This is a genomic window from Pseudomonadota bacterium, assembly GCA_026388315.1.
Lineage (GTDB): Bacteria > Desulfobacterota > Syntrophorhabdia > Syntrophorhabdales > Syntrophorhabdaceae > MWEV01.
The window spans coordinates 17,963-41,733 of sequence record JAPLKA010000111.1 but is presented as its reverse complement, the minus strand read 5'-3'; the positions used below and the strand labels follow the sequence as shown (position 1 = coordinate 41,733).

The window sequence follows — 23,771 nt, the reverse complement described above, 5'->3', positions numbered from 1 at the left end:
TTCTTCGTCGCCATATTATTTCCTCCCCTTTTTAAATTCAGGTTTTATCAAAACCTATATTTTGCCGCCCGCTTACGCTCGACAAAGGCGGACAGGAGCGGACAAGCAATTCTGTTTTTTGCCCCGCCGACAATGGCGGGCCAAAATATTCAGCCCTAATGGGCGAATACATTACATTTTCATTCTGCCCGAAGGGCATGGAGTATATCGGGCGCCAGGTCGGCGGCCGATATAAAATACCGTCCATCTTTTGTCTGCGTCCGTCTGCGGCAAAATAAAAAAGATTTATCATGTCTTTTTTGATATTATTGTTTTGTTGAAATTCTAACCCTGCAACACGGAAAATACAAATATTTTCTTATGTTCTGGCATCTTAAAAATAAAAGTGGATTGGTTTCGATAGATTTAAAAGTTAAAAATGGACTCTTCCACGGAACATTGAATATTAATACGGCATGATAAAAAGGATACAATGAATTGCGCTATGGCAGGAAAAACTTTTTGATAGCTGAGTAAACCTTCTCTGATAGGTTTTTTTAAATCGGCTCATTTATCGTAGCTCATGCCCCCCAGCAATTTCCAGCAAGCGCTCTCTTTTGCCCACGTATGGGTTATCCGCGATGATTGTGTTTGCGTCACACCGGCGGTGTCACTGCAATTGACGTGAATGATGTATTGAGTCAGTGCGACCTCTCCCAGCAACCGGATACCGGCTCGTTCAATCTCGAAAGTGCATGAAGTGGGCTTGGGGACTAATTGCTTCATGAAACGAGCACTTTCTTCTCTGTCAATCGGTTGCGGCACGGCGCCCGGCCATCCAAGGAATTGACTATGCACAATGGCAAGTACCCCCTCATAATTTGCTTTATAGAGGTTTGCGAAGTACGCCTCTTCCAATGCCCAAATCTCCTCTTCCACCGTGTCCCTCCTATTGTCCGTGTCTGCTGTAGCTGAATACGTCTGTGAATGGGAGAAAAGCATAAATGCCAAAATGATTGTCCACAGCAGGACCGTGTTCTTCATCGAAGGATCCTCATCTTTTCCAGCTTTTTTGTGCCATTCTTGATTTATAGCGAATATATTGGGGTGAGTGAAGGGTCTCGAACCCTCAACCCCCAGGACCACAGCCTGATGCTCTAACCGTTGAGCTACACCCACCGTTATTTTGTTTTTTAGCATAAGAACAGTCAAAAGTCAATGAAAGCCATGCTTTGCCGTTTTTAATGAGAAACTTCAGGATAGTTATGGTAAACTTTAAAATCATGTCCATCAACGGCGGGTTAGATAAACTCATTATCAAAGGAATTATTTTAATAGCATCGCTGTTTTTTGCGATTTTTTACCCCGACGTCCTTACGGTTTTATTTACCTATAAAATCCTGTTCTTCAGGGTCTATCATGTCTTGTGGCTCCTCACCATCCTCATATTGATTAAAAGGCTGATCCCTCAGATGAATTCGAAAATTAACCTGGGAAAGATATATGGAAGGAATTTTGTACGTGCAGGGGAAGATAACCCCGCGAAGCAGAAAAAATTGAGAGATTATATAAAAAAAATGAATTTCGGTGCAATCCGGTCTGCCGTATACTGGACGATGCTTGTTCTCATGATGGGTTTCTGGCATGTTGTGGGGTTACTGAACACGATGTGGCTGTGCATCATCGTTGTCTTCTTCATTTTTATGGACCAGTTCTGTATTACGGTCTGGTGTCCGTTCAAAACTATTATCCAGCACAAATGCTGTAATTCCTGCAGAATTAACAACTGGGGATACCTTATGGCGTTTTCACCTTTAATTTATGCCCCTTCCTTCTGGACATATTCCATTCTGATTTTGTCCATAGTTACTATCGTTCAATGGGAATATCTTTATTCCAGATTTCCGGAAAGGTTTTATGAATTATACAATGCAAACCTTATGTGCAAGAACTGCATAAAGAAATGCAGAAAGAGAAGTTAGAAAAATTGTTTTGCGGCGTGAAGTATAAGTATTTCCCCTTCAAGAATTTCCTTTGATACTAAATCTTTATCTTTCGGCAAACGTCTTTTGGTTTTCTGAATAACCAGAGATTTGATGAGGGGATACATGATACCCCATTTTTTTGGTGTAACAAAGCGGTTCGTATGTATGCCTATTACGTGAAATCCTGCCTTTTGCAGGGCATATCTCAGTTCCATGAAGGTCATGGGGTTGATATGTTCATGGGTATATCCGGGATGGGTATGGCGGAAATTATCATCAATATCAATAAAACGGAAGAAATCGTGGTAACTGTATAAGAAAAAACGGGTTCGACTTTTAATTGACATGATATTGGGGGTTGTAATGATCAGGTTGCCTCCCGGTTTGAGTACCCTTGCAAATTCCCTGATACATGAAAATGGATTTTCGAGATGTTCGATACCCTCGATGGAAACCACATAGTCAAAATACCCGTCTTCAAAGGGAAGCGATTTGTTGAGATCGACCTTCGTGAAAGGAACACCCTGAAGTTTAAAATAGGCTTCATCGATATCTACGCAAAAAACATCAAACTTATTACTGATAAGATGCTGGGATAATGCCCCCTCTCCGCACGGTGCATCAAGGATTTTCCCGGGAGGCATTTTTTGCAGGATCGATAATACCTTCTCCTGGGTTCCTGGTGCATTTTTATCGATAAGCATGGTTCATATTCTCCTTTCAGTAACGTGTTTTTGCAGGATTTTTTCCAGATGTTCCCCCACCATTTCCAACGAATATTTCTTTGCAATCTCAAACCCTCTCGCTACAAGTCTGTCCCGTAATGTCTTGTCCCGCGCTATAGCAATCACCCCTTCTGCAATCTCTTCCGGCTTGTGGACATTGACAAAACAGGCATAATCATGGCCGGTATCAAAAGCGAGAAACGGTGAAACCCTCGTGAGTATTGCCGGTGTTCCTGTACTCATAGCCTCAACAGGGGGCAGCCCGAAACCTTCGATTTCTGTGGAGGCTGATATGAGGATGTGGCTCTCCCGGTAGAGGTCTGCCATATCCTGCTCGGATATTTTCACAAAAAATCTGTCAACTACTCCGGCATTTTTCTCAATTTCAGGAATAGCAGTGGGCGAAACCCTCGTTAGAAAAACATTCTCACCCCGGTCTTTCAAAATCTTTACAGCCTTCCAGATGTCAGGTATCGCCTTATATTCTATATTCGCATTGCCTACGGAGAGTATCCTCAATGTGCCGGAATAATCGAGCCCTTTCTCTTTTGGATAAAAGACGTTCGGGTCAATCCCATTGGGGAGGAGATAACATTCCATGCCATACCTGTTCACAACCCCCTGGACAAGGTGGGGAGATATGGCCATTTTTATTGAGGGAATCCTGTAAAGTGCATCAAATCTTTTGAGCTTCCTCTTCCATCCCCAGATTTTTTTCATGTACTGTATCTTTGTAGTTATGTCTTTTCCGTGAAACCTGTCAGGAATTACCTTACCGTGGATTCTCTCGAGGACATAATCGGGCTCAAAGCCCTGCATAAAATGAAAGAGTGGAATCCCCCTCTTTTTCGCCACCTTCCAGAGGGCTTCAACATCCTTCGGAGTTGTCACAACAATAGCATCGGCTTCAGGGATATGTGTATCATCAAATGAAGGAACTATCTCCGGCGTAACTCTGAATCCCCATGTCTCATCAATGTACCTTGCAACGAGATGAACCTCGTGGCCAAGGTTTCTCAATAGCTCGACATGCTGGAAAAAGACCTTAACTCCCCCGGTCATACCTACATGGCGAATGGCGTAAACTACTCTCATAAGCTATTTTTCAACTACTCCATGATGCAAATGAATAAGCGATTAAGCAATTAAGTAATTGTATAAAATAGCAGTTCAATCACTCAATCACACAATTACTCGTAAAAGTATATCCACTATTCTCTCTGATGCCCTTCCATCCCCGTATGGATTCGCCGATTGAGACATCTTTTTGTAAAGTATCTGGTTGTCAAGCAGTTCCATTGTATTCCGGATAATGTCCTCTTTTTCAGTCCCAACGAGCCTCACAACGCCGGCCTTAATGCCTTCGGGTCTCTCCGTCGTGTTCCTCATGACAAGAACGGGCTTTCCGAGTGATGGCGCTTCTTCCTGAATGCCCCCGGAATCAGTAAGAATGAGATGGGATTCATTCATGAGAAATATGAATGGTTCATATTCAAGGGGTTCTATCAGGAACACATTATCGATACCTTTCAGTATCGCCTTTACCGGCCGCTGGACATTCGGATTCAAATGAACAGGGTACACAATCATGACATCTTTTTTTTCACGGGCAATTGTCTTGAGGGCATGGCAAATATTTTCAAATCCTTCTCCAAAGCTTTCCCTGCGGTGACCGGTGACTAAGATCAGTTTTGAGTGTTGAGTGTTAAGTTTTAAGTTAAATTCTTTATCAAAATACCTTAGCCATTTTTTTTGACTGACGACTGCTGACTGACGATTGCTGACTGTCATTAACGCATCTATCACCGTATTTCCCGTTACCCATATCCTTTCCGGCGGCACATTTTCTTTCAAAAGGTTCGACTTGCTCCATTCAGTAGGTGCAAAGTGGTAGTCGGTGAGGGCGCTGAGGAGATGCCTGTTCTTTTCCTCAGGGAATGGACTGTACTTGTCATATGTTCTCAGGCCTGCCTCCACATGACCAACCGGGATTTTTAGATAGAATGCCCCAAGACCTGCAACAAAGGCTGTGGTTGTATCGCCCTGCACCATGATAAGATCGGGTTTTGCCTCTTCAAAAACCCCTTTAAGCCCGTTCAGGACTTTTGTGGTAATATCGAAGAGATTCTGGTTATTTTGCATGATATTTAAATCATAGTCAGGGGTGATGTTGAAAATAGAAAGTACCTGGTCAAGCATCTCCCTGTGCTGGGCCGTTACACACACTATAGTGGTGAAATGCTCGCTGTATTCTTTCAGCTTATTGACAACAGGCGCCATTTTAATCGCTTCCGGACGTGTACCAAAAACAAGAAGTATCTTTTTCATGTTATATCCCGCTGATTTTTATTCCTTCAACATAAAGGGAAGGGGAGCCGCAGGTTCCATAGAATCTTATATCATTCCCCACCTCTCTCACATTGTTCAATAATTCAAATACATTACCTGAAAAAATAACACCGTTAAACGGCAATTTTTCACCATTCCTGCACAGGTAACCTACTGCACCCAACGAGAAATCCCCTGTTATGGGGTTAGCGGTATGTGTTCCCATCAGTTCCTCGATGATAACCCCGTTTGTAGTAAGCCTGCTCATTATATCCCGCTGCCCCTTTTCGATAAAGAAACACCTTGGGGCGCATTTCGGAGGCTCTTTTATGCCCCATCTTACACTGTTTCCAGTGGACGGTAAACCGAATTTACGTCCGTAATAGCTGTCATAAAGAAAGGAGGTAAAGCAGCCATTCTTCACAATATACCGTTCCCCGGAAGGCGTACCCTCTCCATCAAAGGGAAAACTGTCCATGCCTTTCAGGCCTGAATCCATAATATTGAGGACCTCTGAAAAACATTTTGTATTTTCTTTGCCTTTGAGTTTTGTTTTGTCTTTATAAAGGCTTTCACCGAGAAAAGACTGAGAGAGCATTTCCAGCATATCGCAGGAGGCCTGTGGGGTTAAAATCCCCTCATAGATACCTGTATCGATCTGTGTGCTCGAGAGAAATGAAATTGTTTTTTGTGCTACCTCTGTTCCGAACGTTTTTGCGTTAATATTGGTGAAGGTATGATCCCACAGCCAGTCATACCATGAGACTTCGTCTTCGCCTTTTGCAACAGCCATTGCAAACAGGGTAAAAAGCGTTTTTTTCGATGCGGCCCTTAAACCGTTGGAGTTTATCATCATCACATGAATGTCGCTTTCCTGGAGCTCACAATTTCTTGTAACCACGATCCTCTTATCAAAATCGAGGATAGTTTTCTCCATGTCTATGAGCAGTTCAGTCTTGTATCCATCGTCACAGGCAAGACCCGCATTATCATAAATGTCGAGTTTGTGGTAGCCTTCATACTTTTCCTGGAACCCTGCATCGGCATCTTTCTCCATAAAAGGCAAAAGCGCTTTACTGTTCTCAAGTAGTATCTCGACGGCTTTATCGCTGTTTTCATAGGTGTATGTGAAGACCATCCTGCTATCTTTAATGCCCCGCAGGGCGATGCCATTTTCCTCCTTCAATTCCACACCGTACAATTCCTTTTCCCTGCATTCGTACTTCTTCGTCTTTTCTTTTAAAAAGAAAAGCTCCCAGCTATCGAAGGCATTGCCCATTCTTTCGGCTATCTTTTCATAATCCATAATAAACTCCAAAATATGTTTGAGGTTTGAGGTTTGAGGTCGGAGGACTTATCCTTTCCCCTTTCCCCTTTCCCCTTTCCGCTCCTTTCACCTTTCACTTTTCACTTCCAAAACCATTGCTATCTCATCACACTCGGGGAACTTGGGACATTTAATACAGTCCGACCATATTTTCTGTGGAAGATCCTTTTTGTCAACAACACTGAAGCCGCACTTTTTAAAGAATCCATCCTGATAGGTAAGGAGAAATATCCTGTCTACCTGGAATTCTTTTGCCTCCTCAAGACAGGCATTCACGAGTTTCCGGCCGATCCCCGTCCTCCTTGATGATTCCACAACGCAGACCGACCGTATCTCGGCAAGGTCTTCCCAACATATATGGAGGGCGCCTGTACCGGCAATCTTCCCATCCTCAACGTAAACGAAATAATCCCTCAGGTTATCGTACAATTCGCCCAGCGATCTCGGCAACATCTCACCATTTGATGCGGCCGTATTCACGATACTGTGTATCTGTTTTATATCCTTAATTGACGCCTTTCTCAGCATTGTGCAACATCTCCTCTGCCTTTTGGATTGTTAAATCAGTAATGGTAATACCTCCCAACATCCTTGCCACCTCAGAAATCCTTTCACCCTTCGGGAGTCTCCGTATGCCTGTTGTTGTTGTGTCCTTCTCTTGATATTTTTCCACCAGAAAATGATGATCCCCGTATACGGCAATCTGGGGGAGATGGGTAATACATATTACCTGATGATATTTTGCAAGTTCTTTCAACCTTTTACCAACAAGGTCTGCTACTCTACCTCCAATACCTGCGTCAATCTCATCAAATATAAGGGTTTTTTCCTCATCACCGCCAATAACCCGCTTTATGGCGAGCATAATCCTCGATAATTCTCCTCCGGACGCAATCTTCCTGAGAGGCTTAAGCTGTTCTCCGGGGTTTGTGCTTATTAAAAACTCTATGTCATCCTTCCCTTCTTCATCAATGGCGCCCTTATCGGCAACAGAAACTGTGAATTGTATACCTTCCATGGAGAGGTAACCCAGCTCACTGATGATCAATTTTTCAACCCTCCCGGCGCCTTCCTGCCTTGCCGCAGAAAGCCTCTCAGCAAGCTCCCCGGTTTCTTCTGCGAGCAATGCCTTTCTGTTTTCAAGCTCTGTGATATCCGTTGACAATGTTCTGAGATAGAGAAGTCTTTTTCCAGCCGCCTCTTTGTAGGATTGGATGTCCTCATATGTCTTTCCGTATTTTTCCTTGAGTATATATATCCTTGATAACCTGTCTTCAAGGTTTTGAAGTTCATCAGAGTCGACGGAGAGGTTTTTTTTTATTTCCTTAACATGAATGAGGATTTCCTCCACATCAAAGGAGACTGATTCGATCCTTTTTTTTAATCCTTCGATTGCTTCGATATGACTAAAGGGTTTGAGCAAGGCCATACATGTCCTGAACATCGTATGCACAGAACCGTCACCCTCATAAAGACCTTCTGAAATCCCCAGGAGGCAGTTTTTAATCTTCTCCGCATCCTTCAGGATTTTGAGTTGCTCACGTATCTGCGCTTCCTCGCCCTGTTTTATATTTTCCCTCTCAATCTCATCAATCTGGAATTCCAGTAAGGCGCTCTCCTTATCCCTGCCGTCTACCTCTCTTTTCTTTATTTCCAGTTTTGTGCTGACTTCTTTAAGCTCTTTCACCTTCACGGCAAGGGCGCCCCTTTCGCTGTTGAGCGAAAGAAGATTATCTATGACCCCGATGTAACTTCCCTTATCGAGGAGATCCTGGAATTCATTCTGACCGTAAATATTGATAAGTCTTTCCCCCAGATCTTCCAGTTTGGCCAATGTGACCGGGTCATCATTGAGAAACCCCCTTGATCTTCCCGATGCATTGATAACCCGTTTCAGAATAAATTCTTCATCACCTTTGAAAAAATGTCCCATTACCTCTGCCTGCGGCACGTTGCTTCTTACCATCTCAGAGGACACCTTTGCACTCATTAATGTGGACAAGGCATTGATGATTATGGATTTTCCCGCACCGGTCTCTCCGGTGATTACATTAAAGCCGTTCTCGAATTCAACCTGTAACTCGTCAATGATGGCAAAACCTTTCACCCTGAGAAAGGTAAGCATTCCTACCTTTCCCCCCATTTCAATTTTGTTCTTAATATTTCGAAGTATCCCTTTGATGAAGACTTGATGAGGCTTACGATACGTGACGACTGCTTTACTACTACTTCATCGCCATATTCAAGCGGGAATCCGATCTGTCCGTCTAATGTGAGTACAACACGTTCATCCCTGGAAAGTAAAATAGCCCTTATTTTGGTATTCTCCGGGAGGATAATAGGTCTGTTTGTGAGCGTGTGGGGACAAATGGGTGTAACAATAATGTTTTTCAGAGACGGATACAGGATTGGACCCCCCGCTGAGAGGGAATATCCTGTAGAACCGGTAGGCGTTGAGAGTATGAGGCCATCTCCCCTGAAGGTAGCGAGATAATCGTTATTCACATATGTCTCAATATCAATAATCCGTGCAAGGGCATCTTTGGTAATTACCGCATCGTTAAGTATGGTAAATTCAAAGACCTTTTCATTTTCACGGTTTACGCTCACATCTATCATAATCCGCTTTGAGATGTTGTATCTGTCCTTTATTACTGCATTAAGCATGGCAGGTAGCTCCTCCACGGAACTTTCCGTAAGAAAACCAAGGCTGCCCAGATTTATGCCGAGGATTGGCACATCATTTCCTCTTCCGTGTCTTGAGACACTCAGGAGAGTGCCGTCCCCTCCAAGGACTATAATAAAATTGGCACCTTCACCGATATGCTCGATTTCTACCTGTTTTTCGTACCCTAAGGAACGGGCTGACTCCTCATCCAGGTATATGTCATTGTCTTTTCCGAATTCATCAATGATATGCCGTGCAAGCTTTATTGCATCATCCTTTTTTTTCTTGCACACAATGTGGATTTTCTTCATATGAACACCTTTTGTATTCCGTGATGCGTATTCCGTGATGCGTAATCCGTTTTAATAATTCTTAATTTCCTTCCTGTATTTCTCTTTCAAGTGCTTCGAAAGCTCACTGAGCAACCTGAATGAACTCTCAACGGTAACTGTTTTATCAGGATTAAGGAGGTTGCATGTTGCCGGAGCAAGCATGCTGTTTTTTACAATTAAACCCATATCAAGTCCTTTTTTCCCCAGCACTTTCCACATTGCCTCAAGCCTTTTCGAAATGGTTTTAACATCCTCCTGTGAAAATTCCTCAAAATATGTGGGCACAATCCCCCAGCTTACGATGTTCCCTTTCTCGATAAAATCCTTTGTACCCGGATATGTAACAAAGGTGTCTCCGAAGGCGTATGCATTGAGTGACAGTATCTCGATATTCAATGACAGGAGGAAATCCCAGTCAGGCCGTCCGCAGAGGTGGAGTCCCCTCGGGCCTTCGATGCCGTCAAAAAACTCTGTCAGCTCTTTTTTTGCCTTCATGCTGTCATATCCGCACATGGCATTAAAAATGAACTCCAACCCTGGGTCATCGACCCAGACAAAGGCCTTCTCGTTCTTTTCTTTAAGTTCCCTGTACTGGGCATTTACCTTTTTCTGAATAAAAGAGAATGCAAGGGAACGCATTTCATCATTATAAACTATAGGTTTATCGTTCTCGTCAACAACTTTCAGTGTGAGGCTGACAGGACTTATGGCCTGCCCTCTGATTGATGTAAAATGAGGCAGTTCTTTTGAGAGAAACTCCCTGTACACAGGTGAATACCTGTCAGACAACCTGAAAAATGCCGGATTGTCTTCATTATCAAGGTATCGGGGGATATCGTCAATAAATTTGTTTGTATCAACATAAATCCTTGTATGCCTTTCATCAATTACAGCACCGGGAAAATTTTCCATTGCCTGAACATACATATCCTCGTAAAATGATAATCGTGGTAACTGGGGCCAGAAAGGAATGTCCATGGTGAGAGCAAGATCAAGCGCTGCATGAACATCCTCGTGCGGCATAATGCCCATGGCCGTGGTGCACAAATCCCCGCTGAATTTTAAACGTTTAGCCACATAAAATCCTTAACAGTAATATATTACGGTTGTCAATTTTTTAAAATGTATTTGTTATCTTTTTTACTAACAAAAACAATATTTTAGTTGACAATATCATTGCACAAAATATAGAAATATTAAAACACAATATGTATACAGCGGCAGGATGTTAAAAGTAAAATGTATGAGTGGTATTTTTTGAAATCCTTAAAGGGAAGGGGGTAAAACATGAATGCAATAGTTGTCTTGATTTTAGGTTTTATTGTCGCCTTTATCGGGTACCGTTACTACGCAAAATACATAGATACAAAAATCATCAAATCTGACCCGAAAAGGGCTACCCCGGCAAAGATGTATATGGACGGGGTAGAGTTCATGCCAACAAGCAAAAACATTCTTTTTGGTTACCAGTTTAAATCAATCGCCGGTGCGGCCCCGATTATAGGACCGATCATCGCGATCCAGTGGGGGTGGCTTCCTGCACTCGTATGGATACTCGGCGGCGCATTGTTCATAGGCTGGGTCCAGGATTATTCCAGCGCCGTGGTTGCCATGCGCAACGATGGCGCCTCTTTCGGGGGCTTGAGTCATAGGCTGATATCGCCAAGGGCGAGGGTCATCCTCCTTTCCTTTATTTATTTCTACCTGCTTCTCATTGCAGGGGCCTTTGGTAACGTTGTTGTCAGCACAGCCATTGCATTAAAGGCAGCCCCTATGGCATGGTTATTTCTTACTATAGGCGGTGTCCTTGCAGGGCAGATGATTTACAGGTGGAAAAAAGATATCATCCTCACAACTGTCGTCACGGTAGTTATTTCCCTCATCGGTATATGGGTCGGAACCGTTGCGCCTTCTGATAAGATCCTCGGTACAGACCTTGCCAACAGCAGGGTTGTATGGACAATCGCAGCATTTGTCTTCTGCTATTTTGCAGCGGTTTTACCCATCTGGCGTTTTGCACTTCCCATTAATTATGTTGCCTCATATATTGTTTTCCTTGGACTTTTTTTCGGGATCATCGGTGTTTTCATCATTCATCCTAACTTTACTCTTCCTGCCTATACAGGTTTTTCTATCAAGATCGGTCCTATCTGGCCCATTATGTTCGTCACAATCGCATGCGGCGCCATTTCCGGTTGGCACAGCATCGTATCAAGCTCCGGAACAGCGAGGCAACTGGAAAACGAGATGGATGCACGGCCTGTTGGCGCAGGGGTCATGTTTGTGGAGATGATGCTTGCCTTGTTCGCATTAATTATTGCCGGTACAATCTATGCCTCACCTGCCGAATATGGAGCTGCTATCGTAAAAGGTCCGGGCGCTATCTTTGCAGGAGGTGTTGCGAAATTCCTGGGAGCCCTCGGGCTTCCTGCCAATTTGGGTCGTTCTTACGGCAGCGTCATGATGATCGTCCTTGCCGTTACGATTATGCAACTTGTTATCAGATTCATGAGGGTTGCTACATCGGAACTTTTAAGTGATATAAGTCCCATATTCAGGAATGCCCATGTGGGAACATTCATTGCCAGCATACTTGGTATGGTGCTCGTTCTTACCGGGTGGTGGCAGTACCTTTGGGTGCTTTTCGGAGGGGCAAACCAGTTGATGGCTTCCCTTGCTTTAATGCTTATGACTGCATGGCTGATGTCCGAAGGGAAACCGGCGGCATGGACGTTCTGGCCCATGATCTTCATGTTTATCACCACCATAGCGGCGCTGTTATTCACGTCCTACAGCCTGCTCCAGAAGGTTCTTTCCGGTGCTGTAAAGGGCCGGGATCTCATTGGCAATACACTCATGGGCCTCGTTGGGCTCTTCCTTGTTGTTGCTGCACTCATATTAGGGTGGGAAGGGTTTAAGGCCTTCAACCGTTACAGGGCAATGAAAAACCAGGCAGCAGCAGCGAAGGTGTAAATTGGTTTAAATTTCGGATTTCGAATTTGAAATACTTTTTTGAGGAGTATGTATTATGGGAGATGAAGAAAAGAAAAAAGGCGGTTTTTTCCAGGCAATTAAAGAATTCGTATACGGGGTTGCTGCCCACGATTCGGCACGGTTTGCCTTAAAATCGAGGGCAAGCATGGAGCATCTCTTTATCCTCATTACAATGGGGGATATGCTGGGTGTTCCCATTCTGCCGCCGTACTATTCCTTGCGGTTGTTGCCTTATGTTGTTCCCCAGATTGCAACCTGGAAAAGGAGAATGCTGAGGGAAAAAGATTTAACGGATGCGTTAGCATAAAAAAACAGTGTTGAGTTTTGAGTGTTGAGTTTTGGGTTTTAATAGAGCCTTAAACTTAACACTCAAAACTTATAACTCAACACTGCATTTAAAAGAAAGGGGTGGTTCCTATTTCACTGACAAAAATTTTTGAACAGTATCCTGACAGGCGTTACATTATGTTTGGCGGCAAGGGAGGGCTGGGAAAGACAACCTTTTCCGCTGCAACAGCCTATTATCTGGCAAAGCAGGGGAAGCGTGTCCTTGTTTTTTCCGTGGACCCGCAGGCGTCATTGAGCGACATATTCAAGAGGGACATCTTCGGCAAAGGGCCTACAGAAATCATGCCGAACCTCTATGCACAGGAAATCGATGCCGACCGCCGGGTAAAAGAGTATCAACAGGAGATCAGGCAAAAGATTCTGGACATGTACGGCATGGATAAGATTCCCGAGGAGATAGAGAGCTATATCCAGGCTGCTGCTGCTGAGCCGGCCATGGAAGAGAGCGCAATCTTTGATGAAGTGGTGGATATCGTGGTAAAGGGCGGGTATGACTACTACATCTATGACCTCGTTCCCCTTGGACATGCACTCTATTATCTGAGCATGGCATCTGTATATGACGAATGGATCGATAAAATAACAAACCTTCGTCAGCAGATGAGGGAATATGACCAGGTTGCCGCTGTCATGCGCAGGGATAAAGAGCTCGATGAAGATGCCATCCTCAATGAACTCCTCTACATCAAGGAGAGAATAAATAAGTCTTCCGGCATCCTTACCGACAAGGAGAAGACCGCATTCTTTTTTGTGATTACGGCAGAGCAGATGATTATTACCGATACGGTGAAGGCGGCAGAACTTTTTGCCAAATTCGATGTCCCCTTAAGCGGTTATGTGGTAAACAGGGTTTTGTCCGAGACATTGAAACAGCAGGAGATTCCGGAATATCTGAAGAACCGTTTTGTCATGCAGGAAAAATATCTGAAGGTCATTGACGAAACATTCAAAAACCAGATACTTGCCTATGTCCCTGAAATGGACAGGGACGTTACGGGGCTTGAGATGATAGAAAAACTGGCAATTACCATGTTTGGTAACGTGTAAATAATTGTGAGCTAAGGAGTTCCACGATGAACCAGATTACTACCAGTATGACCCAATATATGAAGGACCACCCCGGCCTTAAGTATATCTTTTTCGGTGGGAAAGGAGGGGTAGGGAAGACTGTACTTGCCGGAACGGCAGCATTATGGGCTGCAAAACAGGGGAAAAAGACGCTTCTTGCCTCCACCAACCCTGTCCACAGCCTCTCGAACCTTTACGGACAGGACGTATTCGGCAAGGCCGTTACCGTGTGCGATGAGTCGCTCTGTTATGCCTTTGAGATCGATACAAAGGATACTATTGAACGGTCAAAACGGGAGATCCGCGAAAAGATCAACTGGTTTCTCAAATTTGCAGACCTTACAACCAAAGCCGATGACTTCATTGAATCCGCCACGATGAACCCTGCCTTTGAAGAATCCGCCATGTTCGAAAATATGACAGACATCATGTTCAAGAATGAATACGATTTCTATGTTTTTGATACTGCCCCTACGGCAAATGCACGGCGTCTCCTCGGCATGTCCAAGGTATATTCCCTCTGGGTGGAAAAGATGCTGAAAAGCAGGGACGAGGCAAAAACTTTAAGGGAGCTGCTCTCCTTTTCAAAGAAAAACGAGGAAGACCCCCTCATGAACTACCTGCTGGGGTTTAAGGGCAGGATGGCAAAAGTGCAGGGTCTTCTTACAGACAATAACCTTACCGCCTTTTTCTTTGCCACACTCCCGGAGAGCCTTCCCATTGCTGTTATTACAAGGTTTATCAACTGGTTTTATGAATTCGGCATCCCTGTGGGTGGTGTGGTAGTCAACGGGATCATCCAGAAAGACCAGGTAGGTGAAAATACGGCTGAATTTGTCCGCAACCGCGTAAAGATGCAGGATGATCATATGCAGGAAATCTGGGAGATATTCGGAGACAAAGTAAGGGCCACGATCCCCCTCTTTGAGACAGAGGTGAAAGGCACCCCTATGCTCAAACGCATGCTCGATCACCTTTTCGTGTAATACCAAGTCGCCTTCATTCGCTCATCTTTGTTATCTCCTCCTCGCACTCCTCGACGTACGTCTGTGTACGCCTGCGTCGGCTCGTTGTCGCTGCCTCGATGCGCCTTTGAATGCAACTTGGTATAAAATCAGGATTTGTTCAATCGGTAAAATGAAGCTACAAAATTATTGACGGGGTGTTTTAACACCTTCTCAGGCTCATCGACCTGAATGATTTCACCGCCGTTCATTACAGCTATCCGATGAGATAGTCTCAATGCTTCTTCACAATCATGGGTTGCAAAGATTACAGTTAATCCTGACCCGGGGATGATCTTTTCGAGGTCGCTGTAAAGATTATCTCTTGCGAGCGGATCAAGGGATCCGAAGGGTTCATCAAGGAAAAGTATCTCTGGCTTCAATGCAAGTGCCCTGGCAAGACCGGTTTTACGTGCTTCTCCGCTTGAGAGCGTCCTGGCAGAACGATTTTTTAGATGGCCAATGCCAAAACGTTCAAGGTTTTCCATTACAATGGATTCTGTCTCTGATTGCCTCATTCCACGGAATTTCAGGCCGGATGCTACATTACTGAAAACGGTCGTGTCAAAAAGTAAAGGTTCCTGGAAGACCATGGTCACTTTTCTTCTGTAATCAATGAGATTGCACTCTGAACCTATTTTTCGGCCTCTGAAAAGAACTTCCCCCCTACCTGGTTTCATCAAACAGCATAAAGCCTGGAGCAAAGTAGTCTTTCCTGCCCCGTTCGGGCCTATAACTGACAAAAACTCCCCCTCCTGTATCTGTATCCCGGGAACGTCAAGGATAACCGTGCGTCCTTTTTTGACCTGAAGATTCCTGCCCTCAAGAATGATTTTCTGGTTTTTCATATTTCATTTAACGCAGGTTCCTGTCCGCCAGGTCCGAGGGACAGGCGGGAAAACCTGCGGCTGCCATTTTTGTTAATCAGGTTTCTTTGGTTTCTCTGATCTGTTTGGTTAAATAACCAGAAAAACTAAAGAAACTAAAGAAACAATACCTACTTTGCTTTGTTGCGTATTTTTTAGCGCTTACTGTCTACTGTTTAGTTCTTTCGCCTTTCTCAGTTCGGCCTCCGTTTCTGCTGTACCAATGTCAGGACAAGATTTACCAGAAATGCCATCGCAAGGAGGATTATACTCAGGGCAATGGCTATGTCGAAATTGCCTTTGCTTGTTTCCATAACTGTTGCAGTGGTTAAAACACGGGTATATCCCTTGATATTCCCGCCGACCATAATGGATGCACCGACCTCTGATATGACGCCGCCGAATCCGGCCATGACTGCTGCGAGCAAGGGGAGCTTTGCCTCTTTAACCAGCATCCAGACCATCTGGGTACGGGTAGCGCCTAACGCTATAATCTGTAACCTGAGTTTTTCAGGGAGCTGCTGTACCGCCGCAACGGTAATCCCCATCACTATGGGCGTTGCAATAATGGCCTGTGCAATAATCATGGCTGAAGGGGTATAGAGAATCTCCAGAAAACCAAAGGGGCCGTTCCTCCACAGAAAAATCGTCACAAAAAGACCTACAACAACCGGAGGAAGCCCCATTCCGGTGTTTACGAGACTCACAATAATCTTTTTCCCGGGAAAACGGAGAAGGGCAATCGCCGTACCCGAAGAGATACCGATAAAAAGGCTGATAAAAGTAGCAATGCCGGAAACCTTCAAAGAAAAAAGTGTGATATTGATTACCTCGGGGTCAAGGCTGATAAACAGCAGAAAGGCCTTCTTAATTCCTTCAATGATCAGGTCCATTATTTCCCCAGATCCTCCCGTTTTTTAACTACAAATTCCAATTGACCAATCTTCCAAATCACACCTGTCTGCCTCGTCCAAGGCGCAGGCAGGAACAGTTTGGTTGAGGCCAGACTTAAATCTGTCTTCTGACTTCTTGCTTCTATCTATCTCCCCAGACCCTCCACCTTTTTACCGGCATCAGGAAAGAAAAGCGGTGATCCGTACTTATTTACACCAAAGATTTTAACAATATCCTGTACCTCTTTTGATACCATAAAATCGGCGAAGGCCTTTGCGCCGGCTGCATTGACCTTGGGCCATTTTGCAGGGTTCACCTCTATTGCATGATAGATATTGAGAAGCATTGCATCACCTTCAGTCAATATATCAAGTCCAAGCATCTTTTTCAATGCAAGATAGGTTCCCCGGTCGGTGAGCGTATATGCCCCTTTTTCGGAAGCTACATTGAGTGTCTGACCCATCCCGAGACCTGTCTGTTGATACCATTTTTCTTTTTCAGGGTCAATACCGGATGCCTTCCATATTGTCTTTTCTTTCGCGTTGGTTCCGGAATTATCTCCCCTTGACATAAACAGGCTCTTTCTGGCGGCAATCTTCTTAAAGGCCGCAACGGTTGATTTCATACCCTTAATGCCTGCCGGGTCCTTCCCTGGTCCTACAACAATATAATCGTTGTGCATGACAAGCCTTCTATTGATCCCGTAGCCTTGGGCAACAAATTTTGCCTCTGCATCAGGGGAATGTACGAGCAGAACATCTGCTTCTCCCTTCTGCCCCATGGCCATAGCCTGACCTGACCCAACGGCGATGGTCTTGATGAAATAACCTGTCTTTTTCTCAAAAACAGGAATGAGGACATCAAGAAGGCCGGAGTCCTGGGTGCTCGTCGTTGTAGCCAGAATGATGTTTTTCTGCTGGGCAGAAACGGGTGATATGGCGCAAAAACATGTCAAAACAAGCAGCATGCTTAGTATTACCGGAATAATTCTCATTTGTTTCATAAAGATTCTCCTTTGCTCACTGTCCTCATTACACCTTAAAAGAAATACCAGGCCGCCATCCTGACTGAATCCATCGTACCGGACCTGTCGAGGTTGTTGGCATTGGCTGCATCGGTACCTGCGGTACCCGGGCCGTATGCCGCATATCCTGTCATAACGCGCGCATATTCGATGCCAAGCCTGACTGCCGGATTCACGTCGTAGATGATGTTGAGAAACATGTGCTGGTTGGTTCTGATTGCGTTAGCGCCAACTGCCCTGAAGGTATTGGGATTAAAGTTGTTTGAGAATGTTCCGTAAATACCGTTTATCCAGATATTATCGGTGAAGTAATAGGAAAGCTGTCCCCATCCGCCGTAATTCACCGTTGCTGCGGCGCTGTAGTATGCTCCATTCGGGTTCAGGGCAGCGTCGTACGATACTGCCGGGCCGCTGGTGTAATAGAGGCCGTTGTTCTGACCCATGAAGGTCGCACCGCTGAATCCAAGCGCCCCTGCCTTATTTCCTTTTTTCTCGGGGATGATGGGGATATAGCCTTTCAGTGCGATTGACCAGGAATTCACATTGTCATCATTCCATCTGGTGCCCGTTGTATCGACATAGGTCTTCTTCTCCTGGCCGTAGAACCCGCCGAAGGCTAACTGTGTCAGCCATGGGCCGATCTTTCCGCAACTGTCGGTCTGCCACTTGAATTCGCCCATATAGTGGGGCATAAGTGACCGTGCATTGTCATTCTGGGTGTTTGCTGCGATGGTGCCGCCGGCAAGCGTGTTATATTCGGAATAGATACCGAGGAAGCCCGAAAAGTTCTTATTCCATGTATGTGTCCACCTGACCTGAGGCTGCCGGTTGCCACGACCCATAGGGTTTAAGTCACCGTTCCCGACTATGAAAAATGAAGGGATGTAACCCCAGTCATTCCAGTACTGGCCGATGAGCAGGCTGTCCTGTGCCCAGTCGAATTTTATGAAAGCATGCCTCAATTCAAATACGCCTGCCGTCGAACTGATGCTTGCGCCCCTGAAATCGCCTTCGATAAAGGCAGATGTCTTTGCGCCCCATGCATCAGGGCCTTTGATGCCAAGGTTCAGCCTTGTCTCGCCGGCATAGGAGTAAAGGCTTCCGTACTCATCATACTTGTTCTGGTTGTTCGGCCTGGAGCCCCGTACCGCAGCGGAATAATCCGGACCAAGGTTCTGGTTCTGCCAGCCCAAATCCATCTTCACATACCCGCCGATGGTTACATCATACATGCTTGTTACGCTCCCTGCATAGGTAACAGCAGGCACTGCGAGAAACAGGGCAAGCAATACAACAACAAACTTTTTCATCCTTTCTTACCTCCTTGTGAAATTTTATTAATCTTTTAATCCCTGAGATTCTCTCCATTGCTTTGAATTCGGGAAAAACAGAGTACTGCCGTATTTTTCTTTTCCAAAATCTTTTATGGTTGTCTGACCCTTGTCTGGAGCAGTAAGCCATTTTACAAAGGTCATCGTATCGTCATAATTAACCCCGGGAAACCTTTTCGGGCTGACCGGTATAAGACTGATATAGTTCAGCAGGGCCTTATCTTTCTCCACCAGAACAACAAGTCCTATCTCCTTCTGAAGGGAGAGATAGGTTGCGCGGTCAATAACGGTATAGGCCCCTTTCTGGTCCGTGTAGCGCAACGTTGATACGTTCCCTTCAGACCCTTTTTCGTAAACTTTGTACCAGGCGCCCGATGGTTTCATGTCTGCCTTTTCCCATAAGACCATCTCTGCCACATGTGTACCGGACTTATCTCCCCGGCTTATAAACATTGCGCCTTTACCTGCAATCTTCCTGAGCGCTTCAGCAGCGCCCTTCATTCCCTTGACCCCCGCGGGATCAACGGAAGGGCCGACAATCACAAAATCGTTGTACATTAAATCTATCCTTCCGGTTCCAAAACCTTCTTTAATAAATTTTTCCTCAAGAGATTTTGCATGGACCATTACAAGATCAACATCCCCCTTTTTTGCTATCTCCAATGCAGCCCCGGTCCCGGCCCCTACATGCCTGACCCTGATACCGGTTTCTTCCTCAAATTTATTTTCCAGTACATCCACAATGCCCGAATCGATAGGGCCGATAGTACTCGATAAGAGGATAAATTTACTGTCTCCTGCCCAGGAAATGCATGGAATTATTAAAAACAGCAAAACCAAACCTGTATAACGCCATCTTTTCATATACGCGCTCCTGTCAAAGAAATTATGCCTAATATGCCTAATATAATAGTTACCTTTGTCTAAAAAATCAAGCATTATCAGCATTAATTATAACTATTAATTACTAATTCGTACTAATTATAACTATTAATTACCATTATTTATTTCTCACATCTTATTTGCAAATCTCTGATGTTTTCCGATATAATGGAATCAATGGAAATTTTATCAACGCGAGAACTGTCAAAATACCTGAAGATAAATGAGAAAAAAATCTATAAACTTGTTCAGGAATCCAAATTACCGCACATTAAAATTGGCGGGAAAATAGCCTTTACAAGAGAGCTTATCGACAGGTGGATACTGGAAAATACCGAAAGAGAAAAACAAATTTACATCGCCGGAAGTGACGATATCCTCTTAAGAAGGATTATTGATCTTTTCAATGCAGCCCATACATCCACAATCTTCTATGCACCTGTAGGCAGTATCAACGGCCTCAAAGCGCTTAAAAACGGGTCGGCCACCATGTCCTGTGTCCACATTCTGGACATCAAAAAACGCGAATATAATTTTTCTTATATTGAGAGGTATCTGACAAAAGATGATTACGTGGTGATTCATCTATTTTCAAGGGAACAGGGCATTTATATTCAGAAAAACAACCCGAAAGGGATCAAAACACTTGAGGATATTGCCGTAAAAGGAGCAACGTTCACGAACAGGAGCGAAGGCTCAGGAACGCGACTCCTCCTCGACTTCCTGCTCCGCGAAGAAGACATAGACCCGGCAGCAATAAAAGGCTACACAAATGAGGTAGAGTCGCATTTTCAGGCAGGGCTGAATGTCCTCAAGGGCAATACAGACACTGCATTCGGGATCCGGCATGTGGCGCATATACTCGACCTGGATTTTATACCCCTTTTCAGCGAGGATTTTCACTTAGTCATTCCGAAAGAGTATTTCTTGTATCAGCATGTAAAAACCTTTCTGTCTTTCTTCGAACAACCCGCTCTTCTGGGGCGCATAAAAGATGTTACAGGCTACGAAATAACCAGGACGGGAAGTGTAGTTTTCCCTAACCCCGATAAACGGGATAAGTAAGTTTACAAAATTATTTTCTGCCAAAAAAATACAGAAAATAATTTTTAACTTACTGATGTATGAAGAAATAAAAAAGATCCTCTATGAAACCATTGGAAAAACCATACAAGATAAGGGTAGATATTCGAGCTGAAAAAGGGTCGGAAGAACTACTGCCGGAAGGAATATACGACATTCTTCCAAGCCGGGGAATCTGGATAGAAGAAAAAGGGGATGATGTCATCATAAAGGCTTATCCCTCTGATGTTGAGGAATTTGTCGATTACCTTCGAAAATCGAATATATCTGTTAAAGACGTTAATGTGGAGAAAGAAGTATCTCTTGATTATGCAGAGTTAACGAAAAAATATTTCAGACCCATCAGGATTGAAGATGTGACAATCCTTGCCCCCTGGCACAAAAAAAGAAAAAGTGAAAAATGTATTGTCATTGAGCCGGGGATGGCTTTCGGCACAGGCAGACACGAATCCACGAAACTCATGCTCAAGCTCATGAGGCACATAGACATGGAGGACAAATCGGTCCTCGATATCGGGTGCGGTTCAGGTATTTTGTCTCTCTATGCGAATGTGCTTGGAGCAAAAACAATTATTGCCGTCGATAATGATATGGATGCTATCCTTTCCGTAAAAAAGAATCTTACCCTCAATGACGCAAACAGGATAGAGACAGCATGTACTGACCTCCACCGCATTAAGGGCACATACGATATCATTTTAGCAAACCTTGATATTCAGACATTTACCCGTCGTGCCGGGTACATCAAAAAACTTTTAAAATCGGGTGGTTTTATTGTGATTTCAGGCGTTCTTGTGAAAAATAAAAAGGATGTACTGCCCCTTTTTCATCCACTATCCCTGATACGTACAGAAAAGAAAAATTCCTGGTGCGGCTTCGTATTTAAATAACGTTGAACATTTTTAGCAGTTCCATGGCCTTTTTGGCTTCTGCTACACTGAGACTCCCGAGTCCGCAGCTCGTTGTTATAAGCCAATCTTCCGGTTTATTCACCAGATTAAGGCCATCCATAAGCCCGGAAAACTTCCTCAAAATATCCGGTAAAACCTCCGGGGGTGTCTTCAGCACCTCTTCTGACGAAGGCACGATACCGGGAGATACCCAGCCGCCTCTTTCCAGAAATTTCACCAAATCTTCCCTGTAATAAAAGATAGTCTCAAGGAAGTTAAAGGCATCGTAATTTACAATGTCGACATCCGCATTAAGCAGGACAGACCAGTCCGTATTGCCGCAGCAATGAACACCCCTTTTTGCCCCGATACCGCCCAACACATCATTTAAAAGGGAAATCGTCTCATTCTTCGATATCGCGACATAGGCAGACCCGAAAGAAACAAGGTAAGGTTCATCGAAGAAGATAATAACCTCTTTCCCCGGATAATTAGCCTTTATAGTTGCAATCATCCATTTTGCCTTCATGTGCAGGGCTTTTTTGATAATATCGAAGTAACCGTAGTTATATATGACCGGCTTACCTTTTTCATCCTTCAGCCCTAAACCCATGCTGAAAGGCCCCGTCAGTTGACCTTTTATGAACTTTACACCGCCTTCAATTTCTTTGAGCCTCTCCAGAAAACGGTAGAAACCGGGCGCTGCCTCCTCAGAGACCCTGAAGGCTTCAAGGTTTTCGTTATAAACGTTCTCATAGAACCGCTCTATCCCCTGTGTGTCTTCAGTATCCATAAAGACGGTTTCCTTCGTCTTATCAATGACCACAGAGGGCACACCTTCAAGGAATGTGGTATACATATTTTCGTCAGGAGACCTTTTCGGCAGTTGCGGCCAGAATGGAATTGCCTGCGATGTTGAAAAAATAACGTCTATAGTCTCGTCTATGTCTGTAAAAGGGAAACTTCCGATTCCTGTAATCAATTATCTTTGCCTCCTAAATTTCAATCTGCAGTCCATCGTAGGCAAGGTCTATCTGAAGCGGGTATGATTCCGCGTAAATCCTCAGATACCTCCTCGTGTCATCTAAAAATTGGTCGAGCCTTTCATCATCAAGCGTCGGCTCGTTATGGAAGATGCAGAGATGTTTCACATTGGCCTTTACGCTGAGCTCAACGCCCATGATGTTGCTTGAATGACCCCAGTTCTCCTTGAAGGAAATGGCATCCAGCAACGAGTACTGGGCATCAAAGATCAGAAGGTCTGCATCCCTGGTAAAATCCAGAAATGGATAATCGTCATCATAGGCCTCGTCTTTATGCTCTGAATCGGTAGAATAGACAACACTTTTTCCATCTTTCTCGAACCGGTAGCCATACGAACTGCCGGGGTGATTCTGTTGTATGGTTTTCACCCTGAGGCCTGCAATATCGTATTCTTTTCCCGGTTCCAGCACGGTGAATGTAATCCGGGCGTTCATATATTTCAGGGGTACGGGAAAAAACGGAGGGTCCTGCTGAGTCACAAAAACCTTTTCCAGTTCCTCGTGAAGCCCGTAAATGTTAACATGGTTACCGGCCATATAGGCAGGGGTAAAAAATGGAAATCCCTGTATATGGTCCCAATGAAGGTGGGACATAAAAAGATTGAAAACATTGGGTTTTTGATGGTGGCTTTGGCTCATCGTTCTCAAAACATGATTGCCGAAATCTCTCAAACCCGTACCGGCATCGCAGAGGACGAATTCGTTGCCGCCGTCAATCTCGATGCAGGACGTATTGGTGCCATAGCTTCCGATTGCAGAAAACGGAAGGTTATTATTGGTAAAGTTTTTATACAAGAACTTCTCTATTTCTTCATCGCTGTGAAAACTGAGACTGCTTGCTGCTTTAACGACCTTGAATATCTTTTTCTTTATTGTTTCAGATGAGACAGAGGCAGGTAACGAACCCCGTGTACCCCAGAAATATACCCTCATAATAAACCTCCCTGCACCACAAAAGAATGTTGCTATCCATTTTCTTATAAGACGGGGTGGATTTACA

General features: G+C 44.4%; 23 protein-coding genes and 1 tRNA gene. 7 read left to right on the top strand and 17 right to left on the bottom strand.

Annotated elements, in window-relative coordinates; all coding sequences use genetic code 11:
• Positions 1 to 546: 546 nt before the first annotated feature.
• Both NTX75_16165 and NTX75_16160 read right to left on the bottom strand, forming a co-directional pair.
• A complete protein-coding gene (locus NTX75_16165; GenBank protein MCX5817748.1) occupies positions 547 to 1,023 on the bottom strand; it encodes a nuclear transport factor 2 family protein in 477 nt (158 codons plus the stop codon).
• Positions 1,024 to 1,082: 59 nt separating this feature from the next.
• Positions 1,083 to 1,158, bottom strand: a tRNA-His gene (locus NTX75_16160).
• 86 nt (positions 1,159 to 1,244) lie between these two features.
• Between NTX75_16160 and NTX75_16155 the strand changes: the two genes are divergently transcribed.
• On the top strand, positions 1,245 to 1,961 hold the full coding sequence (locus NTX75_16155; protein ID MCX5817747.1) for a hypothetical protein: 717 nt from the start codon (positions 1,245 to 1,247) through the stop codon (positions 1,959 to 1,961).
• Here the strand turns inward: NTX75_16155 and NTX75_16150 are convergent.
• From NTX75_16150 to NTX75_16115, 8 genes are all read right to left on the bottom strand, one after another.
• Positions 1,958 to 2,668: a methyltransferase domain-containing protein gene (locus tag NTX75_16150; protein MCX5817746.1), complete on the bottom strand. Its 711-nt coding sequence runs from the start codon at positions 2,666 to 2,668 to the stop codon at positions 1,958 to 1,960. The genes NTX75_16155 and NTX75_16150 overlap by 4 nt on opposite strands.
• Before the next feature lie 3 nt (positions 2,669 to 2,671).
• Positions 2,672 to 3,784: a glycosyltransferase family 4 protein gene (locus tag NTX75_16145; protein MCX5817745.1), complete on the bottom strand. Its 1,113-nt coding sequence runs from the start codon at positions 3,782 to 3,784 to the stop codon at positions 2,672 to 2,674.
• Positions 3,785 to 3,871: 87 nt separating this feature from the next.
• Positions 3,872 to 5,017, bottom strand: a complete 1,146-nt coding sequence (gene wecB, locus NTX75_16140; protein MCX5817744.1) for a UDP-N-acetylglucosamine 2-epimerase (non-hydrolyzing) — start codon at positions 5,015 to 5,017, stop codon at positions 3,872 to 3,874.
• Between the two features lies 1 nt (position 5,018).
• Complete coding sequence (locus NTX75_16135) at positions 5,019 to 6,323, bottom strand: metallopeptidase TldD-related protein (protein ID MCX5817743.1); 1,305 nt, start codon at positions 6,321 to 6,323, stop codon at positions 5,019 to 5,021.
• 87 nt (positions 6,324 to 6,410) lie between these two features.
• Positions 6,411 to 6,872 carry an N-acetyltransferase gene (locus NTX75_16130; protein MCX5817742.1) on the bottom strand — a complete coding sequence of 154 codons (462 nt, stop codon included), beginning with the start codon at positions 6,870 to 6,872 and terminating at the stop codon, positions 6,411 to 6,413.
• Positions 6,850 to 8,469: a DNA repair protein RecN gene (gene recN / locus NTX75_16125; GenBank protein ID MCX5817741.1), complete on the bottom strand. Its 1,620-nt coding sequence runs from the start codon at positions 8,467 to 8,469 to the stop codon at positions 6,850 to 6,852. Before recN ends, NTX75_16130 begins: the two co-directional genes overlap by 23 nt.
• A 2-nt stretch (positions 8,470 to 8,471) precedes the next feature.
• On the bottom strand, positions 8,472 to 9,323 hold the full coding sequence (locus NTX75_16120) for an NAD(+)/NADH kinase (GenBank protein MCX5817740.1): 852 nt from the start codon (positions 9,321 to 9,323) through the stop codon (positions 8,472 to 8,474).
• A 51-nt stretch (positions 9,324 to 9,374) separates the two neighbouring features.
• Positions 9,375 to 10,421, bottom strand: a complete 1,047-nt coding sequence (locus tag NTX75_16115) for a hypothetical protein (protein ID MCX5817739.1) — start codon at positions 10,419 to 10,421, stop codon at positions 9,375 to 9,377.
• A 210-nt stretch (positions 10,422 to 10,631) separates the two neighbouring features.
• On the opposite strand from NTX75_16115, the gene NTX75_16110 reads away from it, so the two are divergent.
• The 4 genes from NTX75_16110 to NTX75_16095 all read left to right on the top strand — a co-directional run bounded on the left by NTX75_16110 (position 10,632) and on the right by NTX75_16095 (position 14,740).
• Positions 10,632 to 12,317 carry a hypothetical protein gene (locus tag NTX75_16110; protein MCX5817738.1) on the top strand — a complete coding sequence of 562 codons (1,686 nt, stop codon included), beginning with the start codon at positions 10,632 to 10,634 and terminating at the stop codon, positions 12,315 to 12,317.
• A 55-nt stretch (positions 12,318 to 12,372) separates the two neighbouring features.
• Positions 12,373 to 12,645, top strand: a complete 273-nt coding sequence (locus NTX75_16105) for a hypothetical protein (protein MCX5817737.1) — start codon at positions 12,373 to 12,375, stop codon at positions 12,643 to 12,645.
• Positions 12,646 to 12,803: 158 nt separating this feature from the next.
• Positions 12,804 to 13,733: a TRC40/GET3/ArsA family transport-energizing ATPase gene (locus NTX75_16100; protein MCX5817736.1), complete on the top strand. Its 930-nt coding sequence runs from the start codon at positions 12,804 to 12,806 to the stop codon at positions 13,731 to 13,733.
• A gap of 26 nt (positions 13,734 to 13,759) precedes the next feature.
• Entirely contained in the window at positions 13,760 to 14,740 is a 981-nt protein-coding gene (locus NTX75_16095) for a TRC40/GET3/ArsA family transport-energizing ATPase (GenBank protein MCX5817735.1), read from the top strand.
• Between the two features lie 128 nt (positions 14,741 to 14,868).
• Here the strand turns inward: NTX75_16095 and NTX75_16090 are convergent, their stop codons facing one another.
• From NTX75_16090 to NTX75_16070, 5 genes are all read right to left on the bottom strand, one after another.
• Positions 14,869 to 15,606 (bottom strand): ATP-binding cassette domain-containing protein, encoded by a 738-nt coding sequence (locus NTX75_16090; GenBank protein ID MCX5817734.1) that lies wholly within the window; start codon positions 15,604 to 15,606, stop codon positions 14,869 to 14,871.
• 212 nt (positions 15,607 to 15,818) lie between these two features.
• A complete protein-coding gene (locus NTX75_16085) occupies positions 15,819 to 16,517 on the bottom strand; it encodes an ABC transporter permease (protein MCX5817733.1) in 699 nt (232 codons plus the stop codon).
• Between the two features lie 146 nt (positions 16,518 to 16,663).
• Positions 16,664 to 17,485: a substrate-binding domain-containing protein gene (locus NTX75_16080; protein MCX5817732.1), complete on the bottom strand. Its 822-nt coding sequence runs from the start codon at positions 17,483 to 17,485 to the stop codon at positions 16,664 to 16,666.
• Between the two features lie 71 nt (positions 17,486 to 17,556).
• On the bottom strand, positions 17,557 to 18,852 hold the full coding sequence (locus tag NTX75_16075) for a hypothetical protein (protein ID MCX5817731.1): 1,296 nt from the start codon (positions 18,850 to 18,852) through the stop codon (positions 17,557 to 17,559).
• A gap of 27 nt (positions 18,853 to 18,879) precedes the next feature.
• Positions 18,880 to 19,737 carry a substrate-binding domain-containing protein gene (locus tag NTX75_16070; GenBank protein MCX5817730.1) on the bottom strand — a complete coding sequence of 286 codons (858 nt, stop codon included), beginning with the start codon at positions 19,735 to 19,737 and terminating at the stop codon, positions 18,880 to 18,882.
• 195 nt (positions 19,738 to 19,932) lie between these two features.
• Between NTX75_16070 and NTX75_16065 the strand changes: the two genes are divergently transcribed.
• Together NTX75_16065 and NTX75_16060 are read left to right on the top strand one after the other, a co-directional pair.
• Positions 19,933 to 20,820: a helix-turn-helix transcriptional regulator gene (locus NTX75_16065; GenBank protein MCX5817729.1), complete on the top strand. Its 888-nt coding sequence runs from the start codon at positions 19,933 to 19,935 to the stop codon at positions 20,818 to 20,820.
• Positions 20,821 to 20,903: 83 nt separating this feature from the next.
• Positions 20,904 to 21,728 carry a 50S ribosomal protein L11 methyltransferase gene (locus NTX75_16060; GenBank protein ID MCX5817728.1) on the top strand — a complete coding sequence of 275 codons (825 nt, stop codon included), beginning with the start codon at positions 20,904 to 20,906 and terminating at the stop codon, positions 21,726 to 21,728.
• Here NTX75_16060 and NTX75_16055 read toward each other — a convergent pair.
• Together NTX75_16055 and NTX75_16050 are read right to left on the bottom strand one after the other, a co-directional pair.
• On the bottom strand, positions 21,721 to 22,710 hold the full coding sequence (locus NTX75_16055; GenBank protein MCX5817727.1) for a hypothetical protein: 990 nt from the start codon (positions 22,708 to 22,710) through the stop codon (positions 21,721 to 21,723). The two genes, NTX75_16060 and NTX75_16055, sit on opposite strands and share 8 nt — an antisense overlap.
• 13 nt (positions 22,711 to 22,723) lie before the next feature.
• Positions 22,724 to 23,704, bottom strand: a complete 981-nt coding sequence (locus NTX75_16050; protein ID MCX5817726.1) for an MBL fold metallo-hydrolase — start codon at positions 23,702 to 23,704, stop codon at positions 22,724 to 22,726.
• Positions 23,705 to 23,771 lie beyond the last annotated feature (67 nt).